Below are 16,109 nucleotides of genomic sequence, written 5' to 3' on the forward strand. Positions count from 1 at the left end.
AGACAATTCGTCTCCCCTCAAGCTGAGTCCAGCCGATACCACTGGGCAATGGCCCGATTTGACTTCGAGAGGACGGTCTCCTCTTTACTCAATTCCTCTAGATTGGTCAAGGGGGGAGTCGCAATTCCTTCCTCAAGCTTTCTGAGGATGGTGAGGCCCTCTTCGTCATTCTCCGCATCGAAAATCTCGAACTGCAAGACTCTAGTTTGTTCGCCCTCAGGGGGGCCAGCATTCACCCATTGAAATCGAGCGACAGGATTTTGCATGTCCTTCATCTCCGGGGCTTCGAATCGCGCAGTGTTCCGAACCCCATTCGTCATGTTGAAGCCGATTTCTTGCATAATGCCATCGACCGAAACGACTTCCTTGACGCCGTTCATAAACGGGGCCGCAAGAACCTTCATGGAGATTTGGACCTGCTTTCCATCGCGACGCGGTCTCAAACGCATGAGCAGCACTTCCCCGAGAGCGGAACCAGTTGTACGTCCAACACGTTCTACGTACCCATTTGTCCGTTGCTCGGCTCTCAGCGGATGTATTGGGCTCATCCCAAAGAGCGGTAACTCCGCCTTTCCCCTAAGCCCGTCCTCGGACCTGCGACGAGTACGGATTTCCTCTTCTGTTAGGACATACCGACGGTCCCGAAGCTGCTCACGAAGTTCTCGTGTCAACCGTCGAATCCTTGAATCTCTTCCTTCATCACGCCAAGCAACCAATGCATGATGGGCATCCGAAATTGTCTTATCGCGTAAAGCGCCCGAGAAACCCAGCGCAGCCTCGATGTTTGTTTCTAATCCCCCACTCGTCATATTGTTGGAGCCGACCAGTAAGTATGCTTCCTCATCGTTGCTGAAGAGGAACACTTTTGGATGGAAGGTGCGCGCTTGATTTTCGTCAAAGAACACGTGTGTAATGATGTTGTCATCATGCTCCAGCTCCAAGAGACGTCCTAAACCCTCGTAGGTTGTACTCCCAAAGTCAAGGCCAACCGTCACACGTATACGACCACCTTTAGAGAGGAACGTCTGCATGGAGTCAAATAATCTATTCATACCGGAGTAGTTGGCCCATGCAACAGCAAACTCTACGGTGTGCCATCGGAGGTGGCCAGATTGCTCGGAGAACATCTCATCACAAATGAGGTGACCAAAACCATACGTCGGTTGGGCGATAAACATCCGTTCCTCCTAAGTTTGACTTGCACATATTTTTGACGCATTGGTCCAAGCGCACGCTCGAACCGTTGCCTAGCAATTACATCTTCCTGAGTAGTCTTCGAAGGAACTTATGTAAGTCCCTCTCAGATCGTTGACATTCCCAAATTATCAGCACGCTCCATCCCGCATTACGAAGTGCTCTGCTTACCCTACGGTCTCGCCTGACGTTGGCTTGAATCTTTGCAACCCATTTCTCACGGTTATTCTGCGGAATTGTCGCGCGCCGGCATCCGGCATGGCCATGCCAGAAGCATCCGTGCACAAAGACAACAACTTTTTGATTCGCAAATACGACATCTGGACTTCCGGGAAGAGATGAAACGTTTGCGGAAAACTCGAAACCTTGGCCGATAAGGAACCGGCTAAGACGTTGTTCTGGCTCCGTACCCTTTACCCGCACCCTCGCCATTCGAGCGCTTACTTGATCCGAAGTACCTGGCCACCGATGTGGCTTGGCAGGAGTGTGGAGACCCATTTAAACCTCTGGGGCGGGACGCACTATTTGGGACGTTACCGTCAATCAGTATCTGTGCTAGCCCGTCTAATTGTGGAAAGCCGAACTATCAAGGTGCATTCAACAATAAATGCCTCAATGGATGCTTTGCAAAACATCAAGTCATGGCTCCCGCTACAGTTGGCTTAAACGTCAATATTCCCCGCCCGCAGCGCATTATTTTCAATAAACGCTCTGCGCGGTTCCACGTCGTCGCCCATCAAGGTCGTGAAGATTTGATCTGCCGCAATGGCGTCTTCGATCTGTACCTTCAGCAGGCGGCGCACGGTGGGGTCCATCGTGGTTTCCCACAGCTGGTCCGGATTCATCTCGCCCAGACCCTTGTAGCGCTGTTTCGAGACCGTGCGTTCGGCTTCGTCGCGCAGCCATTGCATGGCCTGGTGGAAGTCGACGACGGCGATTTCCTTGACGCGCTCGCCTTCGCCGCGGCGCACGAAGGCGCCTTCGCCGATCAAGCCTTCGAAGGTGGCGGCGCCGTTGCTCAGCACGGCGTAGTCGGGGCCTTGCACGAATTCGGCGTCGATGGCGCTGACTTTCACGTTGCCGTGATGCATGCGCTCGATGCGCAGCATGTGTTTTTCCGACAGGTCGTCGGAGCGCACGCGCACTTGCACGGCGCTGTCATTGATGGCCGTTTGCAGGGCCAGCGCCGATGCTTCCGCCAGGTCCAGGGTCGACAGGTCCAGCTGCACGCCCGTCATGATGGCCGTCAGGGCGGCACGGTCGATGACGCGCGTCAAACGCGTCATGATGGTGTTCGACAGGTTGAACTTGCGCACCAGTTCGGCCAGGGTTTCGCCGGAAATGCCGTCCGCGCCTTCCTTTGGCACCAGCACGGCCGTGTTCAGGGCCACCGTCATCATGTAGCTTGCTTCCTCGGCATCATCTTTCAGATAGCGCTCGTCGCGGCCGGCCTTCACCTTGTACAGCGGCGGTTGCGCGATGTAGATGTGGCCGCGTTCGACCAGTTGCGGCATCTGGCGGTAGAACAGGGTCAGCAGCAGGGTGCGGATGTGGGCGCCGTCGACGTCCGCATCGGTCATGATGATGATGCGGTGGTAGCGCAATTTCTCGACGTTGAATTCGTCCGGACCGATCGAGGTGCCCAGGGTGGCGATCAGGGTGGTGATCTGCTCCGACGACAGCATTTTCTCGAAACGGGCTTTTTCCACGTTCAGGACCTTGCCGCGCAGCGGCAGGATGGCCTGGAACTTGCGGTCGCGCCCCTGTTTTGCCGAGCCACCTGCCGAGTCACCCTCGACGATGTACAGTTCGCACAGGGCGGGGTCTTTTTCCTGGCAGTCGGCCAGCTTGGCCGACAGGCCCAGGCCGTCCATGATGCCCTTGCGGCGGGTCAGGTCGCGGGCCTTGCGGGCCGCTTCGCGCGCGCGCGCCGCTTCGACGATCTTGCCGCAAATGATCTTGGCATCGTTCGGTTTTTCTTGCAGGTAATCGGCCAGGGTCTTGGCGACGATCTCTTCGACCGGGCCGCGCACTTCCGAGGACACCAGCTTGTCTTTCGTCTGCGACGAGAATTTCGGTTCCGGCACTTTCACGGACAGCACGCAGGTCAGGCCTTCGCGCATGTCGTCGCCGCTGATTTCCACTTTCGCCTTCTTGGCGAACTCGTGTTCATCGATGTATTTGTTGATCACGCGCGTCATGGCCGCGCGCAAGCCCGTCAGGTGGGTGCCGCCGTCGCGTTGCGGGATGTTATTCGTAAAGCACAGCACCTGTTCGTTGTAGGCATCGTTCCACTGCATCGACACGTCGACCGAGATGTTCGTGCCCTGGTCCGACATGCGCTCGCCCGTGGCCTGGAAAATGGTCGGGTGCAAGACCGACTTGGCCTTGTTGATGTACTCGACGAAACCGCGCGTGCCGCCTTCGAAGGCGAAGATTTCTTCCTTGCCCGTGCGCTGGTCCGACAGCTTGATGTTGACGCCATTGTTCAGGAAGGACAGTTCGCGGATGCGCTTGGCCAGGATTTCGTAGTGGAATTCCACGTGCGTGAAGATTTCTTCGTCGGCCCAGAAATGCACGTCGGTGCCGCGCTTGTCCGTTTCGCCGATGACCTTGATCGGCGACGTCGCGATGTCGCCGACCATGACGATCTGGCGGTCTTGCGGCACGCCGCGCACGAATTCCATGTGATGCACTTTGCCGTCGCGGCGGATGGTCAGCTTCAGCAATTTCGACAGGCCATTGACGCAGGACACACCGACGCCGTGCAAACCGCCCGATACTTTGTACGAGTTCTGGTCGAACTTGCCGCCCGCGTGCAATTCGGTCATGACGATTTCCGCCGCCGAACGCTTCGGATCGTGCTTGTCGTCCATTTTCAGGCCGGTCGGCACGCCGCGGCCATTGTCGGTGATCGAGATCGAATTGTCGCTGTGGATGGTGACGTGGATTTCCGTGCAGTGGCCGGCCAGCGATTCATCGATCGAGTTGTCCAGCACTTCGAATACCAGATGGTGCAAGCCGGTGCCGTCCGAGGTGTCGCCAATGTACATGCCCGGGCGTTTGCGTACGGCTTCCAGGCCTTCCAGGATCTGGATGGAGGCGGCGCCGTATTCTTCCGTTTTGGCCTGGATCGGGGTGTCTTGTGGATTCTCGGACATGGACTGCTTTCTCAAATAACGATTGCTGATTGATTCGGGGCTGCTGGCTGATGACCGTAGGTCGGGTTAGCCGGAACGGCGTAACCCGACAGACGGCGATTCAGCATGTCGGATTACGCTGCGCTAATCCGACCTACGTCACTGCTGTGGTCTTTAGATGCGCATCGGCATGACGACATACTTGAAGTCGGCATTGTCCGGGATGGAGATCAGGGCGGACGAGTTCGAGTCGCCCAGCGCGATGTTGACATATTCGCACTTCAGGTTGTTCAGCACGTCCAGCAGATAGGTCACGTTGAAGCCGATGTCGACGGAATCGCCGCCGTAGTCGATTTCCAGCTCTTCGACGGCTTCTTCCTGGTCCGCATTGGTCGAGCTGATCTTCATGCTGCCCGGGGTGATGATGCAGCGCACGCCCTTGAACTTGTCGCTGGTCATGATGGCGGCGCGTTGCAGCGAGCGCAGCAGTTCATCGCGGCCGATCGTGAAGTCGTTTTTGTAGCCTTTAGGAATCACGCGCGTGTAGTCGGGGAACTTGCCTTCCACCAGCTTCGAGATCAGCTCGATGTCGGCAAAGGTCAGTTTCACCTGGTTGGCGGCGATATCCAGTTGCACCGGCTCATCGTTCTCTTCCAGCAAGCGCTGCAGTTCGATGATGGTCTTGCGCGGGATGATGACTTCCTGGCGTGCAAACGTCTGCTCGGTGGCGACCTGGCAAAACGCCAGGCGGTGGCCGTCGGTGGCCACGGCGATGACATTATTGCCATCCAGAACCAGCAGCAAGCCGTTCAGGTAATAGCGGATGTCTTGCTGCGCCATCGAGAAATGCACCATGTTGAACAGGTGTTTCAGCGTTTTCTGGGGCAGGGTGACGGAGGCGTTGTAGCTTTCCGCTTGTTGCACGGTAGGAAACTCTTCCGCCGCCAGGGTTTGCAGCGCGAAACGCGACTTGCCCGTCTGCACGGTCAGGCGCTTGTTGAGCAGGGTCATCGTGACGTCGCCCGATTCGGGCAGCGCGCGCAAGATGTCGAGCAGCTTGCGCGCGGCCACGGTGGTGCCCGTGACGTCCGCGCCGGAGCCGATTTCCGCGTGCGTGGTGATCTGTACTTCGGTGTCGGTCGACAGGAAGGAGACATTTTCACCGTCTTTGCGGATGAGGATATTGGCCAGAATCGGCATAGTGTGCCGACGCTCGACAATACCGCTCACGATCTGCAGTGGCCGGAGAAGGGTATCTCGGGTGGTTTTGACCAATTGCATATTTATCCTCAATGTATAGGTTGAACAGTACTAAGTTTAACGTATTAATTTAACAATTATTGCCATGGGGAGCCCCGACAGACCGGCTGCGGCGCCCTCCCAGATAATAAGGGTAAAGCACGTTTTGAGCCAGTCTTGCCCAAGCCGTGCTTAGCCCTTCAGCGTTTGCTCCAGCACATGCAGCTCATGGTTGCATTCCGGGTTCTTGGTGCGGTCCAGCGCGATCTTGCGCACGGCATGCAGCACCGTGGTGTGGTCGCGGCCGCCGAACAGCTCGCCGATTTCCGGCAGACTCTTCTGTGTCAATTCCTTGGCCAGGTACATGGCGATCTGGCGCGGCCGGGCGATATTCGCGGGGCGGCGCTTCGAATACATGTCGGCCACCTTGATATTGAAGAAGTCGGCCACCGTTTTCTGGATGTTTTCCACGGAAATCTGGCGGTTCTGCACCGACAGCAAGTCCTTCAGGGCTTCCTTGACGATATCGATGGTGATGTCTTTGCCATGGAAGCGCGAATAGGCGAGGATCTTGCGCAGCGCGCCTTCAAGCTCGCGCACGTTCGAGCGCAAGTGCTTGGCGACAAAGAAGGCCACGTCGTCGGAGAAGGTCACGCCTTCCTGCTTGGCTTTTTTCAGCAGAATGGCCACGCGCATTTCCAGTTCCGGCGGTTCGATGGCCACCGTCAGGCCCGAGTCGAAGCGCGAGATCAGGCGGTCGTCCATGCCCGTGATTTCCTTCGGATACGTATCCGAGGTGATGATGATCTGTTTCTTCGCGGCAATTAATGCCTCGAACGCATAGAAGAACTCTTCCTGCGTGCGGCTCTTGCCGCCAAAGAACTGGATATCATCGATCAGCAGCATGTCGAGCGAGTGATAGTAATGCTTGAAGTCGTCGAAACCCTTGCGCTGGTAAGCGGTCACTACGTCGCGAACATACTGTTCTGCGTGGATGTAGCGGATCTTCGCGCCCGGATTGTCGGCCATCACCTGATTGCCGATGGCGTGGATCAAGTGGGTCTTGCCGAGGCCGACGCCGCCGTAGAAGAACAGCGGGTTATACGACACGCCCGGATTGTTCGCCACCTGGATGGCGGCGGCGCGCGCCAGCTGGTTGGCCTTGCCGGTCACGAAGCTGTCGAAGGTCAGGTCGGTGTTGATGCGGCTCTGCTCGCGGCGCGGCGCGGCGCCGATGCTCAGTTCCGGCACGCTGGGTTGCGGTTCCGCAGCGCGCGCGCTGGGCGCGCCGCCATTCGGATCGCTGGCCGGCGTGCTGGCGGTCACGGGCTTCTTCGGCAGGGCCAGGCGCGGGTCGAGCACGAATTGCACGTCCGTCGGCGCTTCAAAGTATTGAATGGCCAGGGCCGTGATGCGGCTGGCGAACTGGGTCTTGACCCAATCGAGCTTGAAGCGATTGGGCGCAGCAATGCGCAGCTTGCCCTCTTCGTAATCGAGAGGGATAAGCGGTTTGATCCACGCACTGAATTGTTGCGGTGTCAGCTCCAGTTCCAACTGCGCGGAACAGGCCTGCCAGAAATTATCCATGTATGTCTATGTGAAAAGGTGTGGGAGGGCGTATCGATTCTGCCCTGCGTTCACCGTGTTGCAAGGCCGGCGTCGCGCGAGGGCTCGCCACACGTAACGCGCTATTCTACTCCCGACTGCGAAAGTTATCCACAGGCGCGGCTGTTATTTTTGTGTGGCGGGGTGGGGTGCCATGTGCATAAGAAGCGACTTATCCCCCGGTTATCCCGCCTCAGGCAGTGCTGGCGCGGCCTGTGGCGGGGCCTTGCCGGCAGATGGGGCGCGGCGCGCAAATTTCCAGGCGATCACGGCAATCCTTGACAAGAGGGGGGCATATGCTGAATAATTCAGGGTTCCCCGCCCGTATTCCGTGTTTATTCATTTGGAACGACAATATGGACTAAGCGTGGATTAAGCGGGCGATGAGATTGGCCAGCTTGTGCCTTGGCATAAGTGCGCGATTGTCATTGGCACCAAAAACTGACGGGACGTCAGACCCGATTTTGCATTTTTTTTGTTTTTAGCGAGACCAACATGAAACGTACTTACCAACCTTCCGTCGTTCGCCGCAAGCGTACGCACGGCTTCCGCGCTCGTATGGCTACCCGTGGTGGCCGTGATGTGCTCAACGCACGTCGCGCAAAGGGCCGCAAACGTCTGGCCGTCTAGGCTTGTCGTTGACAGCTGATCGCGTGGCTAGCTGTACTGCAGTCGGCAATCAACGCGAAGGTTCACACGACTTCGCGCGCGTTCGGCGTATCGTTAAAACGGATGAATTTTCATCCGTTTTTCGTTTGCGCCCTTCGCAAAAAACAGCGCATTTTGTGCTGTACACCCGACACAATCAATTGCCGCATGCGCGGCTGGGCGTCGTTGTGGCCAAGCGTTTCGCGCCACGCGCGGCGACCCGCAACACGATCAAGCGCGTTACGCGCGAGCTGTTTCGCAACAGCGCGCTGCCGCCGGTCGACTGCGTGGTGCGCCTGTCGCGCGCCGTCAACAGCAAGGATGGCCCGGCCACCACGACCCGGCTCAAAGCCGAGCTGCGTGAAGAATTGAGCCGCCTGTTCGCGGCGCAAATCGCCGCCCAGGCCCGTTCTGTTGCTGCGCCACCACCGTCCGCGCCATGAAAACCCTGCTGCTGTTTCTGCTGCGAGCTTATCAGTTGCTGATCAGCCCCATGCTGGGACAGAATTGCCGTTTCTATCCGAGCTGTTCGCATTACGCGATGGAAGCGTTGCGCGTGCACGGCACCGCCAAGGGCAGCCTGCTGGCTGCCAAGCGCGTGTGCCGTTGCCACCCCTGGAATGAAGGGGGCGTCGACCCGGTGCCGCCGGCCGATTGCAAACAATCTTCAACGACCGCTTGCGGTTGCAACCACTCCTGACAAATACCCTAATGGATATCAATAAACGTACCATCCTGTGGATCGTGTTTTCCGTCTCGCTGGTAATTCTCTGGAACGAATGGATGATCTCGAACGGCAAGCCGTCGATGTTCTCCGCGAACACGGAACAAACCGCCAAGGCGCCTGCCACCCCGGCCGCGACGGCCGCCCTGGCTGCCAGCGCGGCTGCCGGCGCGAGCGCCGTGCCTGGTGACGCTGCCGATCCCGCCGCGTTCAAGCGCGAAGTGATTACCATCACCACCGACGTCATCAAGGTCGATATCGACACCCTGGGCGGCCAGGTCAAGCGTCTGGAATTGCTGAAATTCAAGGGCGCGGGCAATCCGGGCTGGTTTGGCGGCTGCTTCGGCCTGTTCAAATGGTGCCAGCCTGACGACGGCAAGCAAAACGAAGTGCTGTTCGACGAAGGCGCGAACCGTACCTATCTGGCGCAGTCGGGCCTGGTCGGCGGTCCTTTCCCCACCCATGCGAGCGGCTTCACCGTGCAGCCTGGCGTGCGCACCCTGGGTGACGGCAAGCAAGTACAACTGGTGATGGAAGCCGTCGAAGGCGGCGTCAAGCTGACCAAGACGTTTACCTTCAAGCGCGGCGATTACGTCATCGACGTGCGCCATGACGTGGCCAACGTGGGCGCAGCCCCGGTCACGCCGCAGCTGTATCTGCAACTGACGCACGATGGCAACAAGCCTGTCGGCGACTCCTTCTTCAACAGCAGCTTCACCGGTCCGACCCTGTACACGCCACAGGACAAGTACCAGAAGCTGACGTTCGAGAAAATCGAAAAAGCGGCCGTGGAAGACGAGAAGAAGGGCAACGACAATGCCATGAAGGGCCTGCACCCGGCGACGGCGAATGGCGGCTGGTTTGCGATTTCGCAACACTTCTTCGTGTCCGCCTTTGTTCCGCCTGAGAACGCCAAGCGCGACATCTTCACGAAGAAGGTCGGCACCAACCTGTACGCCATCGGCAACGTGCTGCCGCTGCCGACCCTGGCGCCAGGCGCTTCGGCCAGCATGGACAGCAAGCTGTACTCGGGTCCGCAAATCGCCCACCTGCTCGAGCCCGTCTCGCCTGGCCTGGAGCTGGTGAAGGACTATGGCTGGCTGACCATCATCGCCAAGCCGATGTTCTGGGTCATGGAACAGATCCACAGCGTGCTCGGCAACTGGGGCTGGACCATCATCGCCTTCACGATCCTGATCAAGCTGGCATTCTTCCCGCTGTCGGCCGCCGGCTACCGCAGCATGGCGAAGATGAAACTGGTCACGCCGAAGATGCAGGCGATCCGCGAACGCTACAAGGGCGATCCGCAAAAGATGAACCAGGCCACGATGGAGCTGTACAAGACGGAAAAGATCAATCCGTTGGGCGGCTGCCTGCCGATCCTGATCCAGATGCCCGTCTTTATTGCCCTGTACTGGGTGCTGAACGCGTCCGTGGAAATCCGCGGCGCGCCATGGATCGGCTGGATCACCGACCTGGCCCAGCATGACCCATGGTGCATCCTGCCCGTGCTGTACGCGATCTCGATGTACATCACGACCAAGCTGAACCCGGCTCCGGCCGATCCGATGCAAGCGAAGATGATGCTGTTCATGCCACTGGCATTCTCGGTGATGTTCTTCTTCTTCCCGTCGGGCTTGGTACTCTACTGGGTCGTCAACAACGTCCTGTCGATCGGCCAGCAATGGGTGATCACCAAGAAATACGCGCCTGCCGTCAAGTAAGTCCGGCCAGCGACCAGAAAGCCCGCCTCGCGCGGGCTTTTTTTTGACATCGTACATGTCAAAAAAAGTGGGTTTTACCGGTTCTCCACTGACCTCCCCCTTCATGTGCACGGGGTTTGTCGCTGAAAATATCGCGGCTCCTGCAGCCTTCCCGAATACACTACAATTACCCCATGAAACTCGACTCTTCCCCTATCGCCGCCATCGCCACCGCTCCCGGACGCGGCGGCATCGGCGTGGTACGCGCCTCCGGCAAAAACCTCGCCCCCTTGATGACCGCCCTGTTCGGCGCGCAGCAGCTGAAACCGCGCTACGCCACCTATTTGCCGTTCACGGAAGCCGATGGCAGCATCATCGACCAGGGCATCGCCATCCACTTCAAGGGTCCGCATTCGTACACGGGCGAAGACGTGCTGGAATTGCAGGGCCATGGCGGCCCCGTGGTGCTGCAGCTGCTGCTGGCGCGCGTGCTGGCGGCGGGCAAGGACAGCGGTCTGCGCCTGGCCGAGCCCGGCGAATTCACGCGCCGCGCATTCCTGAACGACAAGCTTGACCTGGCGCAAGCCGAAGCCGTGGCCGACCTCATCGACGCTTCCACGGAAGCGGCGGCCAAGTCCGCTTCGCAATCGCTGTCGGGCGCGTTCTCCAACACGATTCACGCGCTGGTGGAACAGGTGACGGGCTTGCGCATGCTGGTCGAGGCGACCCTGGATTTCCCGGAAGAGGAAATCGACTTCCTGGAAAAATCGAATGCGCGCGGCCAGTTGAAGGCCGTCATCGAGGCGCTGAACAAGGTGTTTGCGCAGGCGGCGCAGGGCGCGCTGCTGCGCGAAGGTCTCAATGTCGTGCTGGCCGGCCAGCCGAACGTCGGCAAATCGTCGCTGCTGAACGCGCTGGCAGGCGCCGACGTGGCGATCGTTACGCCGATCGCCGGCACCACGCGCGACAAGGTGAGCGAAACCATCCAGATCGAGGGCATACCGCTCAACATCATCGATACGGCCGGCATCCGCAGCGCGGGCGACACCATCGACGCCGTCGAGCGCATCGGCATCGAGCGCACGTGGGGTGAAATCGGCAAGGCCGACGTGATCCTGCACCTGCTCGACGCCGACCACGGCCCAACGCTGGCCGACGAAACCATCGTCGCAGCCTTCCCCGAAGGCGTGCCCGTGGTGCGCGTGTGGAACAAGATCGATCTCTCCGGCCACAAGCCCAGCGTCGACAGCCTGCCCGACGCCACGCACGTGTATCTGTCGGCGCACGAGCACATCGGCATCGACCTGCTGCGCACGGAGCTGTTGCGCATCGCCGGCTGGCAGCAGACGGGCGAATCGCTGTACCTGGCGCGCGAACGCCATTTGATCGCGCTCAAGTCGGCCGGCAAGCACTTGCATGTCGCCGCCGAGCACGCGGCGCAGGACGACCAGTCGCTGGACCTGTTCGCCGAAGAGCTGCGCCTGGCGCAGGTGCAGCTGTCGAGCATCACGGGCGAGTTTTCGCCTGACGATCTGCTGGGCGTGATCTTCAGCCGTTTCTGCATCGGCAAGTAAGCGAGGAGCGATGATGAAAACATGGATCGCTGCCGCACTGTGCTGTCTGCCGCTGCTGGTGACGGCACAGGACAAGCTGCCGCGCGACGTGGCGCAATTCATTGAGAATGCGCAAATGTGCGAGCATTTTGCCGGCGAATGGGACGATCACGACAAGGCGCGCCAGCGCGAGATCACGCAAGCCGTGGCCAGCTCCTGCGGCCAGGCGCAGCGGCAATGGAAGCGGCTGTCGGCCAAGTATGCGCGACAGCCCAAGCTGCAACAAGTCATTGCCGAGAATGCCAATGACGCGGTGCGCAGTTTCCGGAAATAGCGGCCGCCCTGGTCGGCGCTGCTTCAGCTCTTCTTGCCCTTGGCCTGTTCTTCCCTGAATTTCTGGAACGTTTCGATGTGCTCGGCCCGGCGCAGCACGCGTGAGCGCGGGTCGAGTGTGTAAGTGGCGCCAGCCGGCAGCGGCAGTTCGCCAAAGCCCAGCGACATGGAAACGCTATGGATTTCCTTGCCGATACGCACTTCCACCGGCATCGGGAAGGCGATGTCGGCAGGCGTCTTCCATAGCAGGCGCAGGGTGTCGCCGTCACGCGTGGCGGACAACTCGGGCAATGCCGCCTGGTACAGATAAGCCTGGAAAAACCAGTCGTAATTGCTGCCCGTGACTTTGTTGACGATGGCCATGAATTCCTGCGTGCTGCCGTAGCGGGGCTGGAACTGGCCTGGCTGCGGCTGTTCCGTGCCGTAGACGAGCAGGCGCACGGCGCGGAAGAAGGCGTCCTCGCCGATCAGTCCGCGCAAGGTGTGCAGCACCAGCGCTCCTTTCACATAAATGTCGCCGCCCGGCCCGCCCTTCTTCGGGTCGTAGACTTCTTCCTCGCTTTTCGGCTTGCCCGAGACCATGGGCGCCTTGTTGGCGATGCCGGCGCGCATCTGCTGCAACGCAGCAAAATATTCCTGCTCGCCCCGCAGGTATTGCATGTACAGCGGCTGCATGTACGTGCCGAAGCCTTCGTGCAGCCACATATCGTCCCAGTTGCTGTTGGTCAGCTGGTTGCCGAACCATTCATGGGCAAACTCATGCTGCAGCAATTCATCGTAGCCATAGCTGGTCTTGGCGAACTTGTTGCCATAGGCATTGATGGTCTGGTGTTCCATGCCCTTGTGCGGCGTTTCGGCGATGCCGACCTTTTCGTCGCCAAACGGGTAGGGGCCGATGACGCTTTCGAAGAAATCGAGCATGGGCGGCAGTTCGGCGAACAGGGCGCCCGCCTTGGCTTCGCTTTCCGGCAGGTACCAGAATTGCAGGGGGATGCGGTTGCCGTAGCGGCTAGCATACTCGCCCTGCAGGCTGCGGTAGGGCGCCACGTTGAGGGCGATGCCATAGGTGCTCGGATGCTTGGCGCGCCAGTGGTAAGTGCGCCAGCCGTCGGCCTCATCCATGCCGAGCGCGATGCCATTGCCGGCGGCTACCAGCGGCGCCGGCACCTGGATGTGCTGGTCGATCAGCTGGGCCTTGCCCATCGGATGGTCGATGCAGGGCCAGAACAGGTCGCAGCCTTCGCCTTGCACGGCGCTGGCAATCCACGGCGCGCCATCGGCCGTCTTCGACCACACCATGCCGCCATCCCATGGCGCCTTCACGGCGACGTGCGGCACGCCGTGGTAGACGACGCGGATGGTGGTGCGGGCGCCTGCCGCGATGGTGGCGGGCAAGGTGATGTTGAGCCGTCCTTGCGGGTTGGCATAGTCCTGTGCGCGCAGCGCCTTGCCGTCGACCTCGACGGCATCGATGGGCAGGTTGCGGTCCAGGTCCAGCGCGAAACGCGTGATCGGCTGCGTCGCCAGGAAGGTCAGGCGGGCATCGCCGGCGATGCTGCGGCTGGGCGGTTCGATGCGCAAGGTCAGGTCGGCGTGTTCGAACACCACCGCCAATTGTTCCGGCGTGCGCTCGGCGCCCGAAGCGAGGGTGTAGTCGGTGGGCGCGCGCGTGGCGCAGGCGGTGAGCAGCAGGCAAGAGAACAGCAGGGGAAGATGTTTCATGGCGGGCACGCGGCAAGTGAACGGAATGACGATTGTAGTGTTAAGTGACAACGTTGTCGTGTGGAAATTTCAGATGGCCGATGAGGGGCAAGCGTGGCCGCCGTTGAGAAATGTCATGTGCTCAAAACTGCGCTGACGTAATCTTGCTGAGCGGCCTTGCAGTGCCGCTAGGAAAGGAAGCGCCATGGACAGCAAACAGCCGGAAGTCGTGCAACGCGAGGGGGAGGTGATGGTGGCGCTGCCCGCCATGCCGGAGCTGATCGCGGCCTTGCCGCCGAAAGGCGCGTGTTGGTACTGCGACAAGCCGCTCGACGCCGTGCGCCGCTTCTGCGGCAAGAGCTGTGGCGTGGCGTATGCGGAAGAGGCGCAGTACAACCGCTGAGCAGAGGCTGGGCCGCGCTAGCGGCGCCGCAGCAGGGCCGCCAGGGCGCCGTCAAAATCGAACTCGTGCGCGGCGGCCGCCACTTCCTGGTAGACGTTCACGCCCAGGCTGGCGGCGAGCAGGCTGGCCGAGTTTTCCAGGATGTCGATGGCGGCGCCGTCGCCTTCGCGCAGATGGCTGGCCAGGCGCGCCAGCAGCAGCTGGATGGCGGGCGCGGCCGGATCGGGGGCCACATCCTGCGCCGCCGTATGCGTGTCTTCCGGCGTGCCCAGCATGCTGCTGACGGCTTTCAATAACTGGTCTTGCGCCAGTTCCAGTTGCAGCATTTGCCGTTCCAGGTCGGGCGCCTGCGCCCGCAGCGCCGCTTCCAGCGTTTCCGACAGGCTGTGCACGTGGCGCGCGCCTATCATGCCGGCCGCGCCTTTCAGGGTATGCGCCTTCAGGCGCGCGCACGCATAATTGCCCGCGTCGAACTCGGTGCGGATCTGGCACGGCGTGGTGCCATGGTCGTGCAGGAAACGGCGCAGGATTTTCAGGTACAGGATGCGGTCGCCCATGATGCGGCCCAGTCCGTTCTCGACATCGAGAATGCGGACCATGTCGGACGCCGCGAGGGCGGCATCATCTTCGCAAGTGGCGTGTGGTTTCATCATGCCTGGTGTGCAGAGGGCCCCAAAACTTGTCAATTGCATTCATGCAATATCCCTTATTTTACATCCAGTCGCCCTCGACAGCGTGTCCGCTTGCCATGCGCCGCCAGACTAGCGCGTCGTGAATGACCAGTTGCGCGTGACGTCCGCGCCATTGACTTTGCCGATGAAACTCACGTCATAGGCCGTGTTCGCGTTCAGGGACGCCAGCGGGATGATGGCGGCGGCCGACACGGGCGTATGCGCATCGTTGTCGCTTTTCAGCAGGCGCACCGCCAGGTCCGTGGTGCTGCCGCGCTGGCGCACGCTGAAGGCGGTCACGCTGATGCGCGCGCCGTAGTTGGCATGCACGCTGATCGGATAGCCGACGATGTCCTGGTTCGGTACGGGATCGGGCGATTCGTTATTGCTGGAAAAGCTGGTGGCGACCTTCAGCTGGCCGCTGAACGGGTAGGTGACGATCTGTCCTGCAGGCAAGCCGGGGCCGTAGCTGCTGTTGCCGGCCAGGTCCGTGGTGAAATACGCGTAGCCGCTGGTATTGACGGCCGCGCCCGCGCCGCCCTCCTTGAACAGCGGTTCAAAAATCACGAAGCGGTGATAGATGGCCGTGATCAGCTCTTCGGCCAGATAAAAGCCGGAGGTGTTGGCCGCGCCGGCGATGACTTCGCCCTGCAGCGAAGTGACGACGTAGCCGGCCTTGGCCAGACGGTCGCCCAGCTTGACGCCGGTAAAGCCGGACTTGCCCAGCACTTGCTCATGGGCCACTGTATTGTTGGTGTTCAGATAGGCGGAATGGCCTTGCGCCGCATTGTCGATCAAGCCATTGCGCGACAGTACCGACAGGCCGGTCTGGCTGCGCCGGTAATTGAACCAGTTGTAGCCATCGGTGGCGATATTGTTGCTGACGAGCGGGGCGCCTGGTTCCTGTGTCAGCTGCCCGGCTGGTGTCGAGGTGGCTAACGAAGTGGTGCCGCCGCTATCGCCACCGCCGCCGCAGGCGCTCAGCAGTGCTGCGATCAGGAGGGCCGGGATACGGTGTTTCCAACGCGGGGACGAGGCAATCAAGCTGACTCCTGTATAAGTGGGTGGGGGCCGCCGGGCTACCCTGTGAAACGATTCTAAGGCATTTTTATATGCCGTAGAGCATCAATGAAAAGATAAGTCGCGCGCTCGTGTCTGGACGCTGCCGTGGCGGCGCAGGGTAGAATGAGCATAG

Annotated in this window: 15 protein-coding genes; 7 read left to right on the forward strand and 8 right to left on the reverse strand. The window is 60.2% G+C overall.

What is annotated here, in order from left to right; all coding sequences use genetic code 11:
* Positions 1 to 17: 17 nt before the first annotated feature.
* From O0880_RS27755 to dnaA, 5 genes are all read right to left on the reverse strand, one after another.
* Complete coding sequence (locus tag O0880_RS27755; protein ID WP_289889656.1) at positions 18 to 1,178, reverse strand: phospholipase D family protein; 1,161 nt, start codon at positions 1,176 to 1,178, stop codon at positions 18 to 20.
* A gap of 76 nt (positions 1,179 to 1,254) precedes the next feature.
* A complete protein-coding gene (locus O0880_RS27760) occupies positions 1,255 to 1,692 on the reverse strand; it encodes a very short patch repair endonuclease (RefSeq protein ID WP_289889657.1) in 438 nt (145 codons plus the stop codon).
* A 164-nt stretch (positions 1,693 to 1,856) separates the two neighbouring features.
* The gene (gene gyrB / locus O0880_RS27765) at positions 1,857 to 4,355 is read right to left on the reverse strand and encodes a DNA topoisomerase (ATP-hydrolyzing) subunit B (RefSeq protein ID WP_289889658.1); all 2,499 of its coding nucleotides are present in this window, start codon (positions 4,353 to 4,355) and stop codon (positions 1,857 to 1,859) included.
* A gap of 153 nt (positions 4,356 to 4,508) precedes the next feature.
* Entirely contained in the window at positions 4,509 to 5,615 is a 1,107-nt protein-coding gene (dnaN, locus tag O0880_RS27770; protein ID WP_034754341.1) for a DNA polymerase III subunit beta, read from the reverse strand.
* 150 nt (positions 5,616 to 5,765) lie between these two features.
* Positions 5,766 to 7,160: a chromosomal replication initiator protein DnaA gene (dnaA, locus tag O0880_RS27775; RefSeq protein WP_071326150.1), complete on the reverse strand. Its 1,395-nt coding sequence runs from the start codon at positions 7,158 to 7,160 to the stop codon at positions 5,766 to 5,768.
* Positions 7,161 to 7,673: 513 nt separating this feature from the next.
* Between dnaA and rpmH the strand changes: the two genes are divergently transcribed.
* From rpmH to O0880_RS27805, 6 genes are all read left to right on the forward strand, one after another.
* Positions 7,674 to 7,808 (forward strand): 50S ribosomal protein L34, encoded by a 135-nt coding sequence (gene rpmH, locus O0880_RS27780; RefSeq protein ID WP_010401996.1) that lies wholly within the window; start codon positions 7,674 to 7,676, stop codon positions 7,806 to 7,808.
* An 8-nt stretch (positions 7,809 to 7,816) separates the two neighbouring features.
* Complete coding sequence (gene rnpA / locus O0880_RS27785) at positions 7,817 to 8,269, forward strand: ribonuclease P protein component (RefSeq protein WP_354669911.1); 453 nt, start codon at positions 7,817 to 7,819, stop codon at positions 8,267 to 8,269.
* Positions 8,266 to 8,526 carry a membrane protein insertion efficiency factor YidD gene (gene yidD / locus O0880_RS27790; RefSeq protein ID WP_071321631.1) on the forward strand — a complete coding sequence of 87 codons (261 nt, stop codon included), beginning with the start codon at positions 8,266 to 8,268 and terminating at the stop codon, positions 8,524 to 8,526. The genes rnpA and yidD overlap by 4 nt, the downstream gene beginning before the upstream one ends.
* A gap of 11 nt (positions 8,527 to 8,537) precedes the next feature.
* Positions 8,538 to 10,274, forward strand: a complete 1,737-nt coding sequence (yidC, locus tag O0880_RS27795) for a membrane protein insertase YidC (protein ID WP_071321632.1) — start codon at positions 8,538 to 8,540, stop codon at positions 10,272 to 10,274.
* A 173-nt stretch (positions 10,275 to 10,447) separates the two neighbouring features.
* Positions 10,448 to 11,827, forward strand: coding sequence for a tRNA uridine-5-carboxymethylaminomethyl(34) synthesis GTPase MnmE (gene mnmE / locus O0880_RS27800; RefSeq protein WP_289889673.1), 1,380 nt, complete (start codon positions 10,448 to 10,450; stop codon positions 11,825 to 11,827).
* A gap of 10 nt (positions 11,828 to 11,837) precedes the next feature.
* Positions 11,838 to 12,140, forward strand: coding sequence for a hypothetical protein (locus tag O0880_RS27805; RefSeq protein WP_071321634.1), 303 nt, complete (start codon positions 11,838 to 11,840; stop codon positions 12,138 to 12,140).
* A 23-nt stretch (positions 12,141 to 12,163) separates the two neighbouring features.
* Here O0880_RS27805 and O0880_RS27810 read toward each other — a convergent pair whose 3' ends face one another.
* Positions 12,164 to 13,861: a M1 family metallopeptidase gene (locus O0880_RS27810; RefSeq protein ID WP_289889676.1), complete on the reverse strand. Its 1,698-nt coding sequence runs from the start codon at positions 13,859 to 13,861 to the stop codon at positions 12,164 to 12,166.
* A gap of 184 nt (positions 13,862 to 14,045) precedes the next feature.
* Between O0880_RS27810 and O0880_RS27815 the strand changes: the two genes are divergently transcribed.
* The gene (locus O0880_RS27815) at positions 14,046 to 14,243 is read left to right on the forward strand and encodes a hypothetical protein (RefSeq protein ID WP_071321636.1); all 198 of its coding nucleotides are present in this window, start codon (positions 14,046 to 14,048) and stop codon (positions 14,241 to 14,243) included.
* A gap of 17 nt (positions 14,244 to 14,260) precedes the next feature.
* On the opposite strand, the gene O0880_RS27820 is transcribed toward O0880_RS27815, so the two are convergent.
* Both O0880_RS27820 and O0880_RS27825 read right to left on the reverse strand, forming a co-directional pair.
* The gene (locus O0880_RS27820; RefSeq protein WP_289889678.1) at positions 14,261 to 14,896 is read right to left on the reverse strand and encodes an Hpt domain-containing protein; all 636 of its coding nucleotides are present in this window, start codon (positions 14,894 to 14,896) and stop codon (positions 14,261 to 14,263) included.
* Positions 14,897 to 15,004: 108 nt separating this feature from the next.
* A complete protein-coding gene (locus O0880_RS27825; protein ID WP_354669912.1) occupies positions 15,005 to 15,958 on the reverse strand; it encodes a CAP domain-containing protein in 954 nt (317 codons plus the stop codon).
* Positions 15,959 to 16,109 lie beyond the last annotated feature (151 nt).

The organism is Janthinobacterium sp. SUN118, from assembly GCF_030397695.1.
In the GTDB taxonomy this organism is placed as follows: domain Bacteria; phylum Pseudomonadota; class Gammaproteobacteria; order Burkholderiales; family Burkholderiaceae_D; genus Janthinobacterium.